At 69.7% G+C, this 15,325-nt stretch carries 33 protein-coding genes and 1 tRNA gene; 4 read left to right on the top strand and 30 right to left on the bottom strand.

The features are described 5' to 3' along the window. Positions 1 to 141: 141 nt before the first annotated feature. The 28 genes from WFI00_RS09465 to WFI00_RS09330 form a co-directional block, all read right to left on the bottom strand. The gene (locus WFI00_RS09465; RefSeq protein WP_336642312.1) at positions 142 to 324 is read right to left on the bottom strand and encodes a hypothetical protein; all 183 of its coding nucleotides are present in this window, start codon (positions 322 to 324) and stop codon (positions 142 to 144) included. Further along, positions 324 to 542 carry a hypothetical protein gene (locus WFI00_RS09460; RefSeq protein ID WP_336642311.1) on the bottom strand — a complete coding sequence of 73 codons (219 nt, stop codon included), beginning with the start codon at positions 540 to 542 and terminating at the stop codon, positions 324 to 326. The genes WFI00_RS09465 and WFI00_RS09460 overlap by 1 nt, the downstream gene beginning before the upstream one ends. Beyond that, positions 539 to 838 (bottom strand): hypothetical protein, encoded by a 300-nt coding sequence (locus WFI00_RS09455; RefSeq protein WP_336642310.1) that lies wholly within the window; start codon positions 836 to 838, stop codon positions 539 to 541. Before WFI00_RS09455 ends, WFI00_RS09460 begins: the two co-directional genes overlap by 4 nt. After that, a complete protein-coding gene (locus WFI00_RS09450) occupies positions 835 to 1,107 on the bottom strand; it encodes a glutaredoxin family protein (RefSeq protein WP_336642309.1) in 273 nt (90 codons plus the stop codon). The genes WFI00_RS09455 and WFI00_RS09450 overlap by 4 nt, the downstream gene beginning before the upstream one ends. Further along, positions 1,104 to 1,739, bottom strand: a complete 636-nt coding sequence (locus tag WFI00_RS09445) for a hypothetical protein (protein ID WP_336642308.1) — start codon at positions 1,737 to 1,739, stop codon at positions 1,104 to 1,106. The genes WFI00_RS09450 and WFI00_RS09445 overlap by 4 nt, the downstream gene beginning before the upstream one ends. Continuing rightward, positions 1,736 to 2,104: a hypothetical protein gene (locus WFI00_RS09440; protein WP_336642307.1), complete on the bottom strand. Its 369-nt coding sequence runs from the start codon at positions 2,102 to 2,104 to the stop codon at positions 1,736 to 1,738. The genes WFI00_RS09445 and WFI00_RS09440 overlap by 4 nt, the downstream gene beginning before the upstream one ends. Beyond that, positions 2,094 to 2,420: a hypothetical protein gene (locus tag WFI00_RS09435; RefSeq protein WP_336642306.1), complete on the bottom strand. Its 327-nt coding sequence runs from the start codon at positions 2,418 to 2,420 to the stop codon at positions 2,094 to 2,096. The genes WFI00_RS09440 and WFI00_RS09435 overlap by 11 nt, the downstream gene beginning before the upstream one ends. Continuing rightward, positions 2,413 to 2,649: a DUF4148 domain-containing protein gene (locus WFI00_RS09430; RefSeq protein ID WP_336642305.1), complete on the bottom strand. Its 237-nt coding sequence runs from the start codon at positions 2,647 to 2,649 to the stop codon at positions 2,413 to 2,415. The genes WFI00_RS09435 and WFI00_RS09430 overlap by 8 nt, the downstream gene beginning before the upstream one ends. A gap of 15 nt (positions 2,650 to 2,664) precedes the next feature. Beyond that, positions 2,665 to 3,906: an AAA family ATPase gene (locus WFI00_RS09425; protein WP_336642304.1), complete on the bottom strand. Its 1,242-nt coding sequence runs from the start codon at positions 3,904 to 3,906 to the stop codon at positions 2,665 to 2,667. Further along, a complete protein-coding gene (locus WFI00_RS09420) occupies positions 3,903 to 4,208 on the bottom strand; it encodes a hypothetical protein (protein ID WP_336642303.1) in 306 nt (101 codons plus the stop codon). The genes WFI00_RS09425 and WFI00_RS09420 overlap by 4 nt, the downstream gene beginning before the upstream one ends. Beyond that, complete coding sequence (locus WFI00_RS09415; protein ID WP_336642302.1) at positions 4,205 to 4,402, bottom strand: hypothetical protein; 198 nt, start codon at positions 4,400 to 4,402, stop codon at positions 4,205 to 4,207. Before WFI00_RS09415 ends, WFI00_RS09420 begins: the two co-directional genes overlap by 4 nt. Further along, entirely contained in the window at positions 4,399 to 4,719 is a 321-nt protein-coding gene (locus tag WFI00_RS09410; protein WP_336642301.1) for a hypothetical protein, read from the bottom strand. Before WFI00_RS09410 ends, WFI00_RS09415 begins: the two co-directional genes overlap by 4 nt. Further along, entirely contained in the window at positions 4,716 to 5,474 is a 759-nt protein-coding gene (locus tag WFI00_RS09405; RefSeq protein WP_336642300.1) for a hypothetical protein, read from the bottom strand. The genes WFI00_RS09410 and WFI00_RS09405 overlap by 4 nt, the downstream gene beginning before the upstream one ends. Then, complete coding sequence (locus tag WFI00_RS09400) at positions 5,474 to 5,875, bottom strand: HNH endonuclease (protein WP_336642299.1); 402 nt, start codon at positions 5,873 to 5,875, stop codon at positions 5,474 to 5,476. The genes WFI00_RS09405 and WFI00_RS09400 overlap by 1 nt, the downstream gene beginning before the upstream one ends. Further along, on the bottom strand, positions 5,875 to 6,219 hold the full coding sequence (locus WFI00_RS09395) for a hypothetical protein (RefSeq protein ID WP_336642298.1): 345 nt from the start codon (positions 6,217 to 6,219) through the stop codon (positions 5,875 to 5,877). Before WFI00_RS09395 ends, WFI00_RS09400 begins: the two co-directional genes overlap by 1 nt. Continuing rightward, positions 6,219 to 6,704, bottom strand: coding sequence for a hypothetical protein (locus WFI00_RS09390; protein WP_336642297.1), 486 nt, complete (start codon positions 6,702 to 6,704; stop codon positions 6,219 to 6,221). Before WFI00_RS09390 ends, WFI00_RS09395 begins: the two co-directional genes overlap by 1 nt. Further along, the gene (locus tag WFI00_RS09385) at positions 6,701 to 6,907 is read right to left on the bottom strand and encodes a hypothetical protein (RefSeq protein WP_336642296.1); all 207 of its coding nucleotides are present in this window, start codon (positions 6,905 to 6,907) and stop codon (positions 6,701 to 6,703) included. Before WFI00_RS09385 ends, WFI00_RS09390 begins: the two co-directional genes overlap by 4 nt. Further along, on the bottom strand, positions 6,904 to 7,716 hold the full coding sequence (locus WFI00_RS09380) for a hypothetical protein (protein WP_336642295.1): 813 nt from the start codon (positions 7,714 to 7,716) through the stop codon (positions 6,904 to 6,906). Before WFI00_RS09380 ends, WFI00_RS09385 begins: the two co-directional genes overlap by 4 nt. Beyond that, the gene (locus WFI00_RS09375; protein ID WP_336642294.1) at positions 7,713 to 8,519 is read right to left on the bottom strand and encodes a hypothetical protein; all 807 of its coding nucleotides are present in this window, start codon (positions 8,517 to 8,519) and stop codon (positions 7,713 to 7,715) included. The genes WFI00_RS09380 and WFI00_RS09375 overlap by 4 nt, the downstream gene beginning before the upstream one ends. Further along, positions 8,519 to 8,734, bottom strand: a complete 216-nt coding sequence (locus WFI00_RS09370) for a hypothetical protein (protein WP_336642293.1) — start codon at positions 8,732 to 8,734, stop codon at positions 8,519 to 8,521. The genes WFI00_RS09375 and WFI00_RS09370 overlap by 1 nt, the downstream gene beginning before the upstream one ends. 47 nt (positions 8,735 to 8,781) lie before the next feature. Next, a complete protein-coding gene (locus WFI00_RS09365) occupies positions 8,782 to 9,171 on the bottom strand; it encodes a DUF7432 family protein (protein WP_336642292.1) in 390 nt (129 codons plus the stop codon). After that, complete coding sequence (locus WFI00_RS09360; RefSeq protein ID WP_336642291.1) at positions 9,171 to 9,494, bottom strand: hypothetical protein; 324 nt, start codon at positions 9,492 to 9,494, stop codon at positions 9,171 to 9,173. Before WFI00_RS09360 ends, WFI00_RS09365 begins: the two co-directional genes overlap by 1 nt. A 24-nt stretch (positions 9,495 to 9,518) precedes the next feature. Beyond that, on the bottom strand, positions 9,519 to 10,109 hold the full coding sequence (locus WFI00_RS09355; protein WP_336642290.1) for a hypothetical protein: 591 nt from the start codon (positions 10,107 to 10,109) through the stop codon (positions 9,519 to 9,521). Continuing rightward, positions 10,106 to 10,231 (bottom strand): hypothetical protein, encoded by a 126-nt coding sequence (locus WFI00_RS09350; protein ID WP_336642289.1) that lies wholly within the window; start codon positions 10,229 to 10,231, stop codon positions 10,106 to 10,108. The genes WFI00_RS09355 and WFI00_RS09350 overlap by 4 nt, the downstream gene beginning before the upstream one ends. Before the next feature lie 187 nt (positions 10,232 to 10,418). Further along, entirely contained in the window at positions 10,419 to 10,721 is a 303-nt protein-coding gene (locus tag WFI00_RS09345; RefSeq protein ID WP_336642288.1) for a hypothetical protein, read from the bottom strand. Further along, positions 10,718 to 10,960 carry a hypothetical protein gene (locus tag WFI00_RS09340; RefSeq protein WP_336642287.1) on the bottom strand — a complete coding sequence of 81 codons (243 nt, stop codon included), beginning with the start codon at positions 10,958 to 10,960 and terminating at the stop codon, positions 10,718 to 10,720. Before WFI00_RS09340 ends, WFI00_RS09345 begins: the two co-directional genes overlap by 4 nt. Position 10,961: 1 nt before the next feature. Continuing rightward, on the bottom strand, positions 10,962 to 11,186 hold the full coding sequence (locus WFI00_RS09335; RefSeq protein ID WP_336642286.1) for a helix-turn-helix transcriptional regulator: 225 nt from the start codon (positions 11,184 to 11,186) through the stop codon (positions 10,962 to 10,964). Further along, on the bottom strand, positions 11,183 to 11,440 hold the full coding sequence (locus WFI00_RS09330; protein WP_336642285.1) for a helix-turn-helix domain-containing protein: 258 nt from the start codon (positions 11,438 to 11,440) through the stop codon (positions 11,183 to 11,185). The genes WFI00_RS09335 and WFI00_RS09330 overlap by 4 nt, the downstream gene beginning before the upstream one ends. Positions 11,441 to 11,547: 107 nt before the next feature. On the opposite strand from WFI00_RS09330, the gene WFI00_RS09325 reads away from it, so the two are divergent. The 3 genes from WFI00_RS09325 to WFI00_RS09315 all read left to right on the top strand — a co-directional run bounded on the left by WFI00_RS09325 (position 11,548) and on the right by WFI00_RS09315 (position 13,619). Beyond that, on the top strand, positions 11,548 to 11,907 hold the full coding sequence (locus WFI00_RS09325; protein WP_336642284.1) for a hypothetical protein: 360 nt from the start codon (positions 11,548 to 11,550) through the stop codon (positions 11,905 to 11,907). Continuing rightward, on the top strand, positions 11,897 to 12,352 hold the full coding sequence (locus WFI00_RS09320; RefSeq protein WP_336642283.1) for an ImmA/IrrE family metallo-endopeptidase: 456 nt from the start codon (positions 11,897 to 11,899) through the stop codon (positions 12,350 to 12,352). The genes WFI00_RS09325 and WFI00_RS09320 overlap by 11 nt, the downstream gene beginning before the upstream one ends. 109 nt (positions 12,353 to 12,461) lie before the next feature. Further along, on the top strand, positions 12,462 to 13,619 hold the full coding sequence (locus tag WFI00_RS09315) for a tyrosine-type recombinase/integrase (RefSeq protein ID WP_336642282.1): 1,158 nt from the start codon (positions 12,462 to 12,464) through the stop codon (positions 13,617 to 13,619). Positions 13,620 to 13,703: 84 nt separating this feature from the next. Here WFI00_RS09315 and WFI00_RS09310 read toward each other — a convergent pair. After that, a tRNA-Tyr gene (locus tag WFI00_RS09310) sits at positions 13,704 to 13,785 on the bottom strand. A 118-nt stretch (positions 13,786 to 13,903) separates the two neighbouring features. Continuing rightward, entirely contained in the window at positions 13,904 to 14,389 is a 486-nt protein-coding gene (locus tag WFI00_RS09305; RefSeq protein WP_336632863.1) for an FBP domain-containing protein, read from the bottom strand. A gap of 73 nt (positions 14,390 to 14,462) precedes the next feature. Here WFI00_RS09305 and WFI00_RS09300 point away from each other — a divergent pair, with 73 nt between their 5' ends. Next, the gene (locus WFI00_RS09300; protein WP_336632864.1) at positions 14,463 to 15,305 is read left to right on the top strand and encodes a GNAT family N-acetyltransferase; all 843 of its coding nucleotides are present in this window, start codon (positions 14,463 to 14,465) and stop codon (positions 15,303 to 15,305) included. Positions 15,306 to 15,325 lie beyond the last annotated feature (20 nt).

The following is a 15,325-nucleotide window of genomic DNA, read 5'->3' as shown; positions in this document are numbered from 1 at the left end:
GGTCCTTCACGCGTGGCGGGAGCTTCGCGTGCTGGTCGAGAGTGCCCGCGACCATCGCGGCTTGGTAATGCTTTCGGCACAGTCGGCGGGCGACGGTCGTGCCGGTGCAGCCGTTCTCGGTGCAGGTCCGGGGCTTGCCGGTCATCGGGTCTCTCCTCTCGTGCAGTGCTTCTCGGGCCCATGCGCCCGGCGCATCTCGTCGACGGCGGCCTTGACGACCTGGGGGCGGCTGCAGACGTCCTGTCCGCAGGTGCGGCAGGTGGCCTGCCACTTCGTCGCGCCGTTCACGACGACGGGCCGGATCGGTGGGAATGAGAGCGGCATCAGCCCACCGCCTCGTCGGCGGCGCGCGCGGCCCGGCAGTCGGCGCACGTGACCGCGACCCACGACGTCGCCCGCGTCGCCTTCGAACGGCCGCAGTACGACCGGCCGAGAGTTCTTCCCGCGGCGGTGCCCGGGGCGCACACCCGGTCCTTCGCGGACGTCGACACCAGCGGCGCCGCGTGCGCCTGACGCTCCTGGCGGATCGGCCCGGCGCTCACAGCCGCACCACGCGAACCAGGTTGGCGAGGTCGCAGTAACGCCAGAGATCGGCGCCGCAGTGGGCACACGTGAGGTTGAACCTCACCGATGCCACGGCGACCTGGGCGCACCACCGCTGGAAGCACGGCTTGCAGAGCAGAGCATCCTCGTTGCAGCAGCGCATCTCGATCCGCAGCTCCGCGGTGGCAGCGCAGACCACGCAGGGCGGGACTTCCTCGAGACGGCTCTCAATCTCCGCGATCACGTCGTCATCGAAGATCGGCGAGTCCAATGGAGTGAGCACGGGAACTGTCATCGCGCTACCTCCTGCCGCTGCGCCGCCCGCCACGCGTCGACGACGTGATCGATCTCCGAGGGCACGAACCCCGGCACGGCGAGCTCGCCGAACTCTGTGATCGGCGCGGACCGGTACCCGAGGCCGACGAAGTGCGCGAGGTCCTTCGCGTTGCGCGGGTCGGTGAGGTCACGCTCCTCGAAGGGCACATCGGCGGCCTGCAGGCGGAACTTCACCATCCGGCACTGCTGGCAAGAAGGCTTCGTCCAGACGACGATCTGCGCACTCACAGCAGGCCCTCCGCCCGCAGCTTCGCCTCAGCGAGCGACACCCGCTGGAACGTCGCCGCATCGCCGCCGAAGTCCGGATGCGTGTCGCGCTGCGCACGACGCAAAGCGCGCGCCGGCGCACTGAGGATGACCTTCATCTCGGCGACACCCAAGCCGATGAACGCCCCGAGGAACGCGAGCGCTTCGTCGGCAGTCGCGAATCCCTCCGGCGCTGCGGTCGCTTCCAGAGCGAGGAACCCGCGGTACTGCTCACCCCGCTTCGTGACGCCGTAGCGGTCGACCTTGCGCAGCGCCTCGAGGGCGAGCGTGATCGCGCGGACGTTGTCCTGCCAGCGGGTGAAGGTGTCGCACGGGTACGAGAGGTGCCCGACCGACGAGTCGAAGCTGAGGATCACGCCCGGGTGCTCCTGTTTCGCGTTCGCGCGCGGCTTGCCATCGCGGCGGAAGTCGTCGGGCCGGACCGCGACGAGCAGCTCCCCGTTCCGCGCGTTCAGGTGTCGCATCTCGCGGGACAGCTCGGCGAGTGTCGCGGACCATGACGCCGAGAAGTTCGACGGCGTGCGCCGCGGCGTGAGCGCACCGGGCCACTCCCGAATCGGCGCGACGGTGAGGTTCGAGGGCCAGTCGCTCATGACCGACCCCGATGCCCGGGCGCGGCGCACTGGCAGTCGACCTCGTCGATGTCGTCGCCACGCTCGACGTGCGCCGAACCGATGCACGCACCGTGCTTCCCCTCCGCGCAGTCCCGGCAGATCACCGCGACACGGTCGAACCCGTGCACGACGACGGGACGCTGCGCCTCGTCCTCCGAGAACGCAGTCACCGCGTCACCCTGCGCCGTGAGCAGCTCGTCAACGAGGTCCTGCGTCTGCGACCAGGAGAGCGACACCGTCGCGAGCTCACCGCTCAGCGAGTCGCGCACGGTCAGCTCGACCTGGTACGCGTCGGAGACCTCGACGGTCGCGAGGGTGATCGTCTGCTGCTGCTCAATCGCCACGGGACACCTCCCGGATGCCAAGCGCCGCCGCAACGTCGTCACGGACCCGCATGTTGCTCTCGGGGGTCTCTCCGTACGACAGCAGAGTCCCGAACCCGCCGGCCTCCCCCGCATAGTTGCCGAACTCGCGACGGGCAAACTCAGCGAGTGCGATCAGATTGGCAATGCGCTGCTGCTCCACGAGCGCCAGAGTCGCGTGCACCTGAGCGGCGATCATCGACAGGATGCCGCCGGCATCGTCGCCGTAGTCCCCGTAGGACAGGGTCTGCTCCATCGTCTTCCGCGATTCGCGGGTGTGGTCGACACGGTCAGCCACGATCCGTCCTCTCCCAGATCTCGATCCCTTCACGGGCCACGCGACGCAGCTCGTTCCGAACCTGTGCGCGCGCCTTCGTCGACTCGGAAGGTGACGCCTCCCCCTTCGCGTCGTGCTCGAGCGCCGCCGCTCCCAGCGCGAGCGCCGCCAGCGCGTTCGCTGTCCGCAGCTCCCTCACGACGTCATCGACCGCGTCGACCAGCCGTCGCCCCTTCGTTGCCTGTGCCATGCCCTCATCCCTCTCTCAGTAGCCAGCCAGTGGTTCCCACGGCCAGATCTGTCCGCGCGTGAACTTCGCAGGGAACGGGCGCGCGTCCCGGTCCCCCCGCCAACGGATCAGCGAGTACTTCGAGAACCCGCCGAACGACGACTTCTCCTGGTCCTTCTGCAGCCCGAGACCGAACTCCGGCCACCCGAGCAGCGCCGACGATCCGCGGGGCCGCAGATTGCGGACACCGTTGCGGGCGGTCTCGTGGCCGGCGTGGGCCTCGATGAGCATCGCGACCCCGCGCTCCCGGATCGTGTCGAGCGCGGCGAGCACCGGCGACGCGTCCTCCTCGTCCTTCATCGCCGGGGCCAGCCGGTACATCGGTCCGATGACGACCAGGTCGGGCTGCACCTCGTCGATGCGCCGGTGGATGTCGCCGAGGACCTGCGCCTGCGTGATGTCCGACTTCGGGAGGAACTCGACGGCCACGTGGTCGCGGGGGTCGCGGGGGCCGCGGATCGCAGCCTGGTCAGCCATGCGCCGGATCGCGCGGCGCCACTGCCGCTCGGAGTTCTCCACGTCGACGACGAGCGCCCGGATCGGCTCGATGACCCCGAACGTGAACGGGTGGATGCCCGCTGCGGGCAGCACGGCGAGCTGCCGGAGCATGACCGACTTGCCCACACCCTCGCCGGCGGTGAGCATCAGGCGGTCCCGACGCTCGACGACATCGGGGATCACCCAGTCGTAGGTGTCTTCCTCCTCCGGCACGGCAAGGATCTCCCGAAGCGTGCGCGCCGGCGTCGACGAGACCGTGTCGCGATCGCGGATCTCGGCGAGCGCGGTGAGCGCGTTCGAGAGCGCCACCGCGGGCTCGGCCGTCCCGACGAGTCCCTGCCCGACCCGCTCCAGCGACCGCGCCAGCGCGCGCTCTCGGACCGCCCGGGCGTAGTAGCCGACGTTCGCCGTCGACGGAACCTCCGAGGACCACGCGGACAGCTGGGAGAGGTCCACACCGCGCACGTCCCACCCGGCCAGGTGGTCGAACACGGACAGGTAGTCGATCGCCTCCTTCGCGACGACCATCCCGCAGATACCGCGGTAGATGCTCCCGAGGCGGAGGTCCTCGAAGTCCCCCGGGACGAGCACGACCTGCACATCGCGGAGCACTCGGGGGTCGGCCATGATCGCGCCGAGCACGTACCGCTCCGCGAGCTGCGCGGGCGAGACGGGCGCGGGACTCCCCTGGTCGGCGTACGCGTCGTCGTAGTCGCTCATGACACCGGCCCCCAAACCCCGTGCGGGAGGCGTCGGCGTTCGACACGCGAACCCCAATCCCCCTCGCCAGCACGGCACCCGAAACGCTCCATGCACCAGGCGTCAGCGGCCCGGCGATCGCCAATCTGCTCGCGCGTCGATCCTGAGTTCCACGCGTACTCCCACGGGTGAGCACCGTCGCGGTGCGCGTCGGCATCGGCCATGGCCTCCGACCTGGTGAACCGCTCCGGCGCCTCCCACTCGCACAAGGGCTCCCAGCACGTCGTGCCGTAGGTCTCGATCTCGTCCAGCAGCGTGCTCACGACACCGCTCCGCACATGCACGCACCCGACACCGACACCTGCGTGAAGCACACCGGGCATGTCTGGCGCTCAGCAGGGCAGCGCGTGTGCTCCCACCCGCCGTCGAGCGTCGGCGAGATCTTCTGCCCAGGCCGGATGCCGAACGCGCAGGCATCGCACTCGCCTGCCCGCTGAGCCTCGATCACGACCGTCATGACGTCACCGCCCGTCGCGTCGCGGCGAGCCGCTGATGCGCAGCGAGCGCCGGCTCGTCGACGTCGAGGACGTTCCCGAACTCGTCTTCGCGCGCACCGAGCCCGGCGAGCAGGATCCGTTCCACGCCCTGCCGCACGTGCGCCGGCACGAGGTACGCGGTCGACTCCCGGAAGTGAAGCTGCACCGCCTCCACCGCGGCCGCGTAGTCGAGATCCCCGACGAGCACATGCCACGCGAGGACCGTCGCTTCCTCGAACCGCCGATTGTCGATGATCTGGATGCGGACCAGGAGGTCCGTGGTCTCCCTGATGTTCACGCGCCGATCCCCCGCTGCGCGTCGTACTCCGCCTGCAGACGATCCCCCATCGCCATGCCCGCGCGGAGCCGGTCGTTGGGACCCATGCGCGCACTGCCAGGAGCCTCCGGCAGCGGGTCGTTCCACCGCTCACCGTTCAGCCACGTCGCCGCGTAGGGAACGAACTGCCGCTCCGGGAGGAACGGGGACGCCGCGTACGCGGATGCAGCCTGCAGCACGACCTCCGGGGCGACCTTCTTGACCGCGCGACCCCATGCGGCGAGCGCCGTCCGCTTCGAGTCCTTGCGCGGCCACACCGCCCAAAAGTCCTCGAACGAGACCGCTGCGATGAGCATGATCTCTTCCTGATGGTCTTCTTCAGGATGGTCTTCTGATGAGATGTTCTTCTTTGTGGCGGATTCACCGTCCACGGCAAATCCGGCCACGGCTGAACCGCGGTCGGCAAACCCGGCCACGGTGGGCGGGTCGCACAGCTCGTACTCGATCTCGCCGAACTTGCCCGCCGCCGCCCGCGACTGCGACCTCTTGACGTACCCGTACTCGAGCAGCTCGTCGATCGCCGACCGGATCGCGTCGCGACCCTCCGGGCCCGCACCGGCGAGCGACCTGGTGGTGATGTGCCAGCCGATGCGGTGCGACATGACCTCGACCAGCAGGCCCCGTGCGCGCCGAGACAGCCGCGCGTCGCGCGCCCACTCGTTCGGCACGGCGGTGAAGTGCTCGTCGATCGACAGCCGCCCTCGTGTGATGCCCATCAGCTCGGCATTCCTTCCTCTACCTCGACGGCGCGGCCGCTCTCTGTGAGCAGCCACCACGTCTTGTCCAGTCGCCGCACCCGCACAGCGGTGGGCGCGAAAGTCTCGGTGGTCGCGTTCGTGGGGATCAGGAGCCCCACCCGCAGCGCGACCTCGCGGTTTCGTTCGATCCGGCCGTGGCACCCGGTGGTGCCCGACCCGCACAGGACGAGGCAGTTCGCGATCGACCCAATGCGGGGGTCCGAGGTGCCGCCGGCTCCCCGCGGCTTCCGGTGGTGCGCGGACCACTCCACGCCGCGGCCCTCCCAGCGCAGTCCCCGCCTGCAGAGGAAGCACGCCTCGCGCTCGCGCTCGAAGAACGCCTTCCGGACGATCGCCGGGGTGAAGTCACCGACGCCCATCACGAGCCCTCCGCTCTCGCGTCGATGATCTGGACCCACTTCGCGGCGACGGCCGCCACCTGGATCAGCTCCTCGCGAAGGCGCGCGTCGTCGCTCTCGGCGAGGGCTTCGAACACCTCCTCGAGCAGCACCCAGGACATACGCGAGGCGCCGAACGGTGCAGCAGCGTCGACGATCGCCTGGATCTCGTCGCGGAGCTCGAGGAAGGTGTCCCCGCCGGGGAACGTCACACCCGGCCCGGTGCCGTTCGGGACCTCGTGCGGCTCGCCCCACTTCTCGTCCTGTCGAGCGCGTTCGCCGACGATCTCCGCGACGATGCTCAGCACACGCGACCGGCCACTCATCACAGCCCCCTCGCGGCGTCGCGGAAGAGGATCTCCACCTGACGCCCCATCGACTGCACGGTCGACTTCCGCTCCGCGACGAGGTCAGCGATGTGACGCGCGTACTCCTCCGCGATCGCTGCCTCGTCGTACTCGGCCTGCTCGTCGACGACGTCCAGATCGACGGCCGCGGTCTGGTCCGTGCCCTTCAGGGTGCGGTGGCGGCCGCGAGATCTGGCGCGAGCATGCTTCAGTGCCCGCGACCGCACCCGCCGCAGCGCGCCCGCGTTCTTCACGACCACGACCATCTGCCCCGCCATGTGCGACACCAGGTCGAGTTCACGAATCACCCAGTCCGGCCCGCGCACCTGACCGTCGTCGGCGAGCTGCGCCGGCGTCACCGACAAGCGAGCGTGCTCCGACCAGGCATCGATCGACTGCACAGTCACGAGATCACCGTTCGGCCAGACGATCTCCGTCTCGTCGAGAACATCGAGGTCGCTCATCGCTCCCTCCACACCGAGACCGGCTCGCCCGGGTCCCGCTCGACGACGACGGGCGCTCCGCCTGCAGTCACGGTCGCGATGTAGATCTGCCGGTTCGCGCCGCGGGTCACGCGAGTGACGAGGGGACGCTCACCCGCCACGGCGTCCAGGCGATCGCCCGCCTGGACAGCCGCTGCGGGCGTGCGAGTCAGGACCGCGGTCACCGCGGCTCCTCCGCCTCGAGCTCGGCGAGCTCCTCAGGTGTTAGCTGCAGCGGGTCATCGTTCTCGGGCTCGATGGGCGCCGGTTCCTCCAGCGCGGGTGCTTCACCGGGGTACTGGGCGCCTGGGCGCGGCTTGCGCGCAGCGGTCCGCGTCGCCCGCGGCTTGGCTTCGGAAGCGGGCTGCGGATCCGGCACCACGCCGTCCTCGAGCTCCTCGATCGAGTACGCCATGCCGAGTAGCGCGTCGGCTGCGATCAGCCGGCCGACCTCGGTCGTCGCGCGAGCGACGAGCATCGCCTCGGGCTGGTTCTGCCAGTTCGTCTTCCCCGTGAGCTTCAACCGGCGCGCGCGGTCCATGTCCCACATCGACGTCTCGACCTTGTCGGAGCCGCGACGCCGGCCCTTCACGATCGCGCGCTGCTGGTTCGACTCCTCGACCCACATCTCGTGCCCCCGTGCCTGCACGAGAGCGCGGATCGTGATCGCGCGGAACGCGGGCGTTCCCTGGATGACGTCCATCGAGCGCAGGGACGCGAGCGGATCCAGGCCGAGGCCTTGACCGGTGACGATCGCCGCCGCGGCCTCGGTCGCCTTGCCCGAGTAGGACTGAGGGACGAACGATGTCGACACGAGCATCTGCGCGGCTTGGTAGGCGAGCTGAAGGTCGCGCACGAAGCGGAGCAGCTCCTCCGACCCGTGCTCGGACCCGCCCGCGGACACCGAAGCGCCCGCCGACATCTGGCCGCCCGGCTGGTGGACCTCGACCGCCGTGCCCGGCTCATCCACGGGAGGCTCCTGCTGCTCGCTCATGCTGCAGCCCCCGGGAGGTACATCGCGTCGCCGCGGAGCGAGCGGATACGATCCGAGTCGCGAGTGTTGCGAGTGTTCTCGATGATCGTCTTCGTGATCGACCAGACCTGCTCGCCACGCTCCATCGGGTACACCGTGTAGGCGTCCGACTGCACGTGGATCGCGACGTGGTCCGTGATCCCGAGCGCAGCCATCGCCTGCTCGTTGCCGTCGGCATCGAGGAAGAAGTCCGACCGCGAGTACGCCTCGAGCTGGAAAGCGACCTCACCGTAGATGTCCTTCGAGGTCTTCCAGTCCGCCAGGAACGTGCGGCCCGGGAACAGCGGCGAGCGGAAGATCAGGTCCAGCGTCCCGCCGAGGCGCTCGCTGATGTTGCAGCACGATGCCTCGGCGACGACGTGCTCCACCTGCCACTCGTCCATGAACCGAACCGCCGCCTCGACGTGCCCGGCGAGCTCGTCGGGAACGGCGACCTCGGCGCCCTGGAGCACGAGCTCCGCCAGGCGGTGGACCTCGGTGCCGCGGCGTGCGGCGGAGTCGCGGACCTCGTACCGCGCCTTCTTCAGCACGTTGAGGCGCTGCGAGAAGGGCATGAGGGCGAGCTCGTCCCAGTGGTCGACCGCGTAGTCGGCGGTCACGTTCCCGGCCCACTCCTCGAGGGCCTTCTTGCGGACGCCGTCGCCGAGCATCGTGGTGACGCCGTCGAGCTTCTCCCCGTCGAGGTAGTACGCGTGGCCGCGCCCGAACTGGCGGCGACGGAACCGGCCGGCGCTGATGCCCTTCATCTCGGTCTGGGTACCCATCAGACGTGCTCTCCCTTGGTGTTGATGACGTTGCGGAATTCGGGTGCCCCGTAGATCGGGACGGTGGACGTGCGGATCACGCCCTTGCTGTCGGGCTTCGCGCCCGGCGGGACGGTCACGCGGGTGCCGATCACCGGGCGGCTTGCGAGCATGCGCTCGACGAGCGGACCGGCGAGGTCACGCGCGGAGGGGCGGAGCTTCGACTCGACCCGCATGCGCTCGACTACCAGCGGTCGGGGCGCGGAGTAGTGGCGTGCGCGCATCACAGCACCGCCCCAAGTTCGGTCGCATCCCAGGCGATCGGGTCCAACCCCTCGCCCTTCGCCCAGTAGTCGATGGCGGTGCGTCGCCATTGCTCGACGGCGGTGACGTCGCCCGCGGCCTTCGCATAGTCGTCGCGGTTGTACTCCCAGATCCGCTGTGCTGAGCGGAGCCGGCTGTCGAGTTCGGCCGGTGTGAGCGGCACCGTGATCAGGAACTGGCCGTCCTCGTCGACTGTGAACACGGGCGACCTGCGCGCGACGTCGATCAGAGTGAGTAGCGCCGCGCCAACCGCGATGTCGGCGGTGATGAACTGCGGGTCGGCCCTCACGAACTCGTGCGCCTTGCGCTCGTGCTCGTGCAGCTCCTCGACCGCCTCGGGGCGGGCCATCAGCTGTCACCCCGCGAGTCGTCGTCGAAGTCGCCGAGGTCGAGCGCGTTCATCCCCGTGCGGGTCTTGTACGCGCTGTCGCGCAGCTTCAGCGCCGCCGCGATGTCCTTCTCGACGTGCAACGGCTCGATGTGCGTGAGCTTCACCACGGGGTACTGCTCCCCCGCGATCTGCTTCTGCACGATCTCGTCGACCGAGTACGTCACCACCGCGACGATCTGCTGACCGCCGGCGCCCTCGATGAGGTCCTGCTCGATCCCGTAGAACCCGTTCCGCTCCTCCGCGGGAACGCCCCGCGCGAAGCTCGTCGGCTTGATGTCCATGTGTGCTCTCATCCCTTCCGGCCGTTACGCGGCGACCGAGTCCGCCGGCCACGCGACCTTCGCGTGAGCCGCTGCTTGCTTCTCGTTCAGCCGCGACGGCATCCCGAGCTGGTGCGCCCCCGCGAGCGCCAGGGCGATCGCGTCGGCGACGTTGTGGTCGGGCACGTGCGCGGTCGGCGCCGCAGCGCGGATCGCGTCCACGACAGCCGTCTTGCGCACGGCGGACTTCGTTCCTCGCGCGAACCCGTGACCGACCGCGAGGAGCTCGCGGGTCGCCGGCGGCACGATCGCCACCGGTCCGCGGGCGAGCAGCTGATCGATCAGCAGCCAGCGCAGCCCGGAGCGTTCGTCAGCGAGCGCCGCGTGCTTCGCGTTCATCGACGGACCCTCGATGACGCTGAGGTCAACGAAGTCGGGGACGAGCGCGAGGATCTCGCGCAGCATCACTCGGATCCGCCGACGCATCCCGTGCACCGTGCCGCCGTCGTTGATGGAGCGGGCACGCCACGTCTCCCAGCGGAGCGCCTCGAGCTGACCCTCCGCACCGACGCAGAGGTCGACGCGGGCGCACCCGGTGACGGTCAGCGACGTGTCGATTCCCAGGACGACGGTCACGACTCGTCACCGCCGTCCGTGATCTCCCCGCCGAGGATCGCCTGGTAGCGCTCGGCCTCGTCCTGCGTCTCGACTCGGACGGCGGCTTCCCCGCGACGCGAGTGCACGATCAGAGCGGCCATGACGTCACCCCGACTCCGACGACAGCGAGTGCCAGAGCGATGAGCCCGGTCACCGAGGCGAGAGCCTGCGCAGCGCGCCCCGACGCCGGAACGCGCACGAGACGCGCCACGGGACCCGACACGGCACGACGAGCCGGCATCGGACGGTTCTGGGACAGCCGGGGCGCACGCACCCGCACGCGGCCGCTCACGACGCCACCGCCGCAGAGAAGTCGAAGCCCCGCTCGCGGCCGTCGAGATCCGCCTTGACGATGCCGCGGAGCCAGTCCAGCCCCCACGGCTGCATCTTCACGGCGTCGACCGCGGCGACGTGCTGCGGGAACGCAAGGGCGAGCAGCGCGCGGTTCTGCAGGTCCGCGCGGGTCATCGCGACCAGCTGGGCCTTCCAGAAGTCGCCGGGCTCGAGGCCGAGGCGTGTGTCGCCGAAGTGCCAGAGCACATGCTGGGCGACTTCGAGGGTGATGGCGGGTCGGGCGATGCTGTCGGTCATCGGTCCTGTCCTTCCTGGTTGGTCCCGTCGAGGCCCCGGCTGGGGATGTCCTGGGGAAGACGGCTCGGAGCCTCGACGGGTGTCTTGGGGCGCCGGGCAACGCACACAGTGAGGAGTGCGAGGGGCGCGAGGATGCAGATCAGGTCTGCGGAGTTGATGCCGGGCGCCTGCGCTGCCGGCATGCAGGCGATCGCGACGCCGACGACGACTGCAGCGGCGAGCAGACGGCGGAGGCTCACGTCAGGCCTCCGGGTCTGTGATGCGCCCGCTGAGCCACGCGTCGAGGTCGGCGGAGTAGAACACGGTCAGCTGGCCGTGCTTGTACGGCTTCGGCGCCGCATCGGCGTCGCCGGCGTGCCGCAGGGACAGCAGGTTGTAGAGCGTCTTCACCGAGATCCCGCAGTACTCCGCAGCGCGCTTCGCGGACAGCACCGGCCCGGTGCGCGCGACGGTCGCGGTGCTCACGACGCCACCGCTTCCTCGACCGCGCTGGGCACCTTCACGGCGTCCGCGGCGGACAGCAGCTCAGCTACGGTCACGCCGAAGACCCGGGCGATCTCGTCGAGCGTGTTCGAATCGAACAGAACGTCGCCCGACATCCGGCGTCCAATCCAGAACACCGAGCGCTTGAGCTTCTCGGCGAGCCACGACTGGTTCTTGTTCCGAGCGGCCAGGTGCAGCCGAATGGCTGTTGTTGCCGCTTCCTGAGTGCTTCGCATATCCGAAGCTTCGCATACCCGAATCGCGACGGTCAAGCGGGATTCGCAATTGCAAAGCGAATAGCGCATATGCCAAGCTCTAAGGCATGGCTGCAGAGTTTCCCCCTATGAGTCCGTTCGCTCTCGCGTTCGCCGCGGAGTACAAGGGCTTCATGCGAACGCACGGCGTTTCGGGCGCCCAGATCGCCGAAGCGCTCGGACGAGGCGAGGGGTACGTCTCGGAGCGGGTCAACGGCAAGAGAGCGATCGACACCAACGACGTCGACGCGCTCGCGTCCCTTGTCCCCCAGTGGGACGGTCTTTCGCTGATGATCGAGCTCTCCCGCCGAGCCGACGCGAACAAGGCCCCGCGCGGCGAACTCATCGAAGCCGCGTTCGGCCGTGATGTCAGCGGCAACGACGAGGATCTCCCTGCGGCCGCGCGCCGCCGCGATGCCGACAGCGGAGAGGACACCGATGCACCCTGAAGCCACGTTGCGCGAGGATCTCGACGCGCTCGGAGTGCGGATCGAGTACGTGCAGCTGCCCGAGGACCGCGACGGCGAGTACGTCCACCAGCGGCGAGTGATCCGGCTCCGCCCTGGGATGACCGCTCGCCTGCACCTATCCGTGCTCGCTCACGAGTGCGCGCACGCAGTCTTCGGTGACGAGCCCTCCGCCTTCGGCCCCGTGAACGCGAAGCAGGAGCGGCGGGCTGACGAGTGGGCAGCGCTGCGGCTGATCAAGCACGACGCGTATCGGCGAGCCGAGGCCATCCACCACGGCCACGCAGGCGCGATCGCGCACGAGCTCGGCGTCGTCCGCAGCATCATCGAGGCGTACCAGCGTGTGCTCCTCCGCGTCGGTGACACCGTCTACGTGAAGCCTCGCCAGGGCGCAGGGCAGTGGCACCACAGGGAGAAGGTCGCATGACCCCGCGGGCGACCACACACGACCACGTGCCGGGCGTTCAGGCCGCGACGGTAGCGCGACACCACCGCGCCGCCCCATCGACGCTCACGGGCGCGGGAAGGGCCCACTGATGGCCCGGCCGCCGCTCGAGCTCGAAACGTGGGGACGGATCCGCCGCACCGTCGTCGACGGCAAGCAGACCGCTGTGGCCCGCTACCGCGACGTCGACGGAGTCACCCGCGCGATGCAGCGACAGGGCCGGACACCCGCCGAAGCGGAGCGGAACCTCATCAAGGCCCTCAAGCAGCGGCTCACGCCCGTGCAGAGCGAGCTCGGCCGCGACACGACGATCGCGCAGCTCTGCGCGCAGTGGCTGACCGAGATCGACGCGTCCGACCTCGCCGACGGCACGAAGAACCAGTACCGGAGCAACGCGAGCATCATCGCTCGCGAGCTCAAGGGCGTGCGGATCTCCGAGGCGACGGTGCCGCGGATGGACCGGTACATCGCCGGCGTCCGCGACAAGCGAGGCCCCGGCGCGGCACGCTCGGCGAGGCTCGTTCTCAAGCTCATGCTGGCGATCCCGGTGCGCCACGGCGTGATCGACGCGAACCCAATCCGCGAGGTGCCGGCTCCCGCTCGCGCGAGGAGCACGGTGACGGCATTGCGTGCACGCGACATCGCGACGATCCGTGAGCTCCTGCACACGTGGGACGCCGGCACCACGAAGTACAACAGGCCCCGCAACGGATCACTCCGCGACATCGCCGACATGTACATCGCGACCGGCGCGCGCACGTCCGAGGTCCTCGCGATCGAATGGCCCGACGTGACCCTCGACACGACGCCCCAGACCGTCGAAGTCACGAAGACTGTCGCGAAGAACACCGCGGGCAAGCTCGTGCTGCAGCCGGTACCGAAGTCTGAGTCCTCGAATCGGCTTCTGCTCCTGCCTCCCGCGGTCGCCGGGATGCTCGTGCGCCGGCGGGTCGAGTCGTACACCTCGCTGGTGTTCCCATCGGGGGTCGGCACGCCGATCTGGCCGGACAACCTGCGCCGGCAGTGGAAGCTCGCGCTCGAGGGAACGGACTACGCGGCGCTCACGCCGAAAGCGTTCCGGAAGGCCGTAGCGACGCACCTGCGCGAGCAGCTCGGCATCGAGGCGGCGTCGGCGCAGCTCGGGCACTCGGACACGATCGTCACCCAGCGGCACTACGCGGAGAAAGTGCATCGCGGCCCTGATGCGGCGGCCGTACTGGACTCGCTTTTCACGCAAAACGGCGAGTAATCGGCGAGTCAACGCAAAAAGCGCCCCTCCCGGACGAATCCGAGAGGGGCGCTTTTGTGTTGCTGGTCTGGGATTTCTCCCGGGTGGCGAGTGAGGGATTCGAACCCCCGAAGTCGAAGACGGCTGATTTACAGTCAGATCCCTTTGGCCGCTTGGGTAACTCGCCAGGCGCACCCGACCGGCTTTTCCAGCCAAGCGGAGGCGCGATCAATCATCTTACCCGTCCGCGGCTCATCCGAAAAACCGAGGGCGCGATCCGCCCGTCCCGGCCGTGCGAAACGGCTCTACTCCGCGGCGACGACGCGTTCGACGAAGGCCTCCACGCGCTGGCGGGTGCCGTCGATCCGGCGGTCGACGCTCGCGCGCACCTCACTGGGAGCGAGCGGGGGAGCCAGGCGCACGTTCTCGTGACAGCCGAGGTCGGCGCACATGTACGTGCCGACGCTGTCTCCGCGATCGCCCGCCGTGCCCGCGCGCCGCGCCGTGAAGAGGGCGACCTGGTTCCCCGGTTGCATCGTGTGGCAGAGGTTGCACATCGCGGCATGCGAACGGGCACCGGATGCCGCGCGCACGACGACCCCGGTCGGCGCTCCCCCGCGCTCGACGACGACATAGCCGCGACCGCGGGTGTCGGGGTCGATCCAGGCGAGGAAGTCGAGGTGGTCCCAGTCGGCCAGGACGAACGAGAGCGGCACTGCGAGCCGGGCGCGCTCGTCCGCCGATGCGTTCACGAGCGCCGCACGGACCTGATCCTCGGTCATCGGCAGCATCGGTCCAGTCTACGAGCGCGCCCCGAACGGAGGGCGTCCGCCGCCCGCCGCCCCCTGTGGCACGGTTGTCGGCATGGCTTACCACCCACTGTCGCAGGATGCCATCGACACCGCCCCCGACTGGATGCGCGAGATCCCGCTCCGCCCGGACGGCTGGCGAGACCGGCATACGAGGTCGCTGATCGACGTCGACGGCGGCGAGGCCCGCGCCGTCGGCATCCTCTGGACCTCCCGCGTGCACGGAGATCGCTACTGGTTCGAGATCGCCGTGGACCCCGCGCACCGCCGGCGGGGGGAGGGTCGACGGATGTTCGCACAGCTCAGCGCGCTACGCCACGACGACCTGCCCTTCATGGCCCGCGGGTACGTCGACGAGGAGCGCACCGCGTTCGTGCGGGCACTCGGGGCGCGGACGATCCAGGTGGTGCCGCCGGCCCTGATAGACACCGGGCGTCGGACCCTCCTCGCGCCGCATCCCTCGGTGGTCGGTGCGGGCAGCCTCGACGACGCGCAGCTGCGCGCCGCGAACGCGTCCACGTACGCGTGGACCCACGCGGACTGGAGCCCCGTCTCGCCGGACTTCGCCGACGCGCTCAACGAGGACCTCGCCGACGAGCTCGATGTGGACGCCAGTTCGGCGGCGCTCCGCGACGGCGAGGTGGTCGCGCTCTGCCTCGTCTACAGCGACACCTCGCCGCCGGTGATCACGGCGGAGACGACGGCGCGGACGACCGCCGACGGCGAGCGGCTCGTCGAGGGATGCATCCGGCGCTCCCTCGACGTCCTCGCCGCCCGTGGAATCACCGAGGTCGAGTTCGACGGCCACGTCAGCGACCCTCATCTGCTCCCGGTGTGGACGCGGCTCGGACCGACGGGGCGGTGGTTCCACCTCTTCGAGGTGCCCGCGGCGTTGTGACCGCGAGGTGATCCCCGAGG

It is taken from the genome of Microbacterium sp. MMO-56, from assembly GCF_037146215.1.
Taxonomy (GTDB): Bacteria; Actinomycetota; Actinomycetes; order Actinomycetales; family Microbacteriaceae; genus Microbacterium.
Note: the sequence above shows the minus strand (reverse complement) of the source record. Positions and strands in the feature narration are given on the sequence as shown.

What these genes read in the sequence shown, in the direction of transcription:
- WFI00_RS09455 (WP_336642310.1), bottom strand. Translation starts at nt 838, where the DNA reads ATGACAGTTCCCGTGCTCACTCCATTGGACTCGCCGATCTTCGATGAC.
- WFI00_RS09445 (WP_336642308.1), bottom strand. Translation starts at nt 1,739, where the DNA reads ATGAGCGACTGGCCCTCGAACCTCACCGTCGCGCCGATTCGGGAGTGG.
- WFI00_RS09365 (WP_336642292.1), bottom strand. Translation starts at nt 9,171, where the DNA reads ATGGCCCGCCCCGAGGCGGTCGAGGAGCTGCACGAGCACGAGCGCAAG.
- WFI00_RS09375 (WP_336642294.1), bottom strand. Translation starts at nt 8,519, where the DNA reads ATGGGTACCCAGACCGAGATGAAGGGCATCAGCGCCGGCCGGTTCCGT.
- WFI00_RS09425 (WP_336642304.1), bottom strand. Translation starts at nt 3,906, where the DNA reads ATGAGCGACTACGACGACGCGTACGCCGACCAGGGGAGTCCCGCGCCC.
- WFI00_RS09395 (WP_336642298.1), bottom strand. Translation starts at nt 6,219, where the DNA reads ATGAGTGGCCGGTCGCGTGTGCTGAGCATCGTCGCGGAGATCGTCGGC.
- WFI00_RS09415 (WP_336642302.1), bottom strand. Translation starts at nt 4,402, where the DNA reads ATGACGGTCGTGATCGAGGCTCAGCGGGCAGGCGAGTGCGATGCCTGC.
- WFI00_RS09330 (WP_336642285.1), bottom strand. Translation starts at nt 11,440, where the DNA reads ATGCGAAGCACTCAGGAAGCGGCAACAACAGCCATTCGGCTGCACCTG.
- WFI00_RS09320 (WP_336642283.1), top strand. Translation starts at nt 11,897, where the DNA reads ATGCACCCTGAAGCCACGTTGCGCGAGGATCTCGACGCGCTCGGAGTG.
- WFI00_RS09430 (WP_336642305.1), bottom strand. Translation starts at nt 2,649, where the DNA reads ATGGCACAGGCAACGAAGGGGCGACGGCTGGTCGACGCGGTCGATGAC.
- WFI00_RS09305 (WP_336632863.1), bottom strand. Translation starts at nt 14,389, where the DNA reads ATGCTGCCGATGACCGAGGATCAGGTCCGTGCGGCGCTCGTGAACGCA.
- WFI00_RS09315 (WP_336642282.1), top strand. Translation starts at nt 12,462, where the DNA reads ATGGCCCGGCCGCCGCTCGAGCTCGAAACGTGGGGACGGATCCGCCGC.
- WFI00_RS09325 (WP_336642284.1), top strand. Translation starts at nt 11,548, where the DNA reads ATGAGTCCGTTCGCTCTCGCGTTCGCCGCGGAGTACAAGGGCTTCATG.
- WFI00_RS09465 (WP_336642312.1), bottom strand. Translation starts at nt 324, where the DNA reads ATGCCGCTCTCATTCCCACCGATCCGGCCCGTCGTCGTGAACGGCGCG.
- WFI00_RS09400 (WP_336642299.1), bottom strand. Translation starts at nt 5,875, where the DNA reads ATGGGCGTCGGTGACTTCACCCCGGCGATCGTCCGGAAGGCGTTCTTC.
- WFI00_RS09390 (WP_336642297.1), bottom strand. Translation starts at nt 6,704, where the DNA reads ATGAGCGACCTCGATGTTCTCGACGAGACGGAGATCGTCTGGCCGAAC.
- WFI00_RS09345 (WP_336642288.1), bottom strand. Translation starts at nt 10,721, where the DNA reads ATGACCGACAGCATCGCCCGACCCGCCATCACCCTCGAAGTCGCCCAG.
- WFI00_RS09360 (WP_336642291.1), bottom strand. Translation starts at nt 9,494, where the DNA reads ATGGACATCAAGCCGACGAGCTTCGCGCGGGGCGTTCCCGCGGAGGAG.
- WFI00_RS09370 (WP_336642293.1), bottom strand. Translation starts at nt 8,734, where the DNA reads ATGCGGGTCGAGTCGAAGCTCCGCCCCTCCGCGCGTGACCTCGCCGGT.
- WFI00_RS09350 (WP_336642289.1), bottom strand. Translation starts at nt 10,231, where the DNA reads ATGGCCGCTCTGATCGTGCACTCGCGTCGCGGGGAAGCCGCCGTCCGA.
- WFI00_RS09405 (WP_336642300.1), bottom strand. Translation starts at nt 5,474, where the DNA reads ATGGGCATCACACGAGGGCGGCTGTCGATCGACGAGCACTTCACCGCC.
- WFI00_RS09300 (WP_336632864.1), top strand. Translation starts at nt 14,463, where the DNA reads ATGGCTTACCACCCACTGTCGCAGGATGCCATCGACACCGCCCCCGAC.
- WFI00_RS09380 (WP_336642295.1), bottom strand. Translation starts at nt 7,716, where the DNA reads ATGAGCGAGCAGCAGGAGCCTCCCGTGGATGAGCCGGGCACGGCGGTC.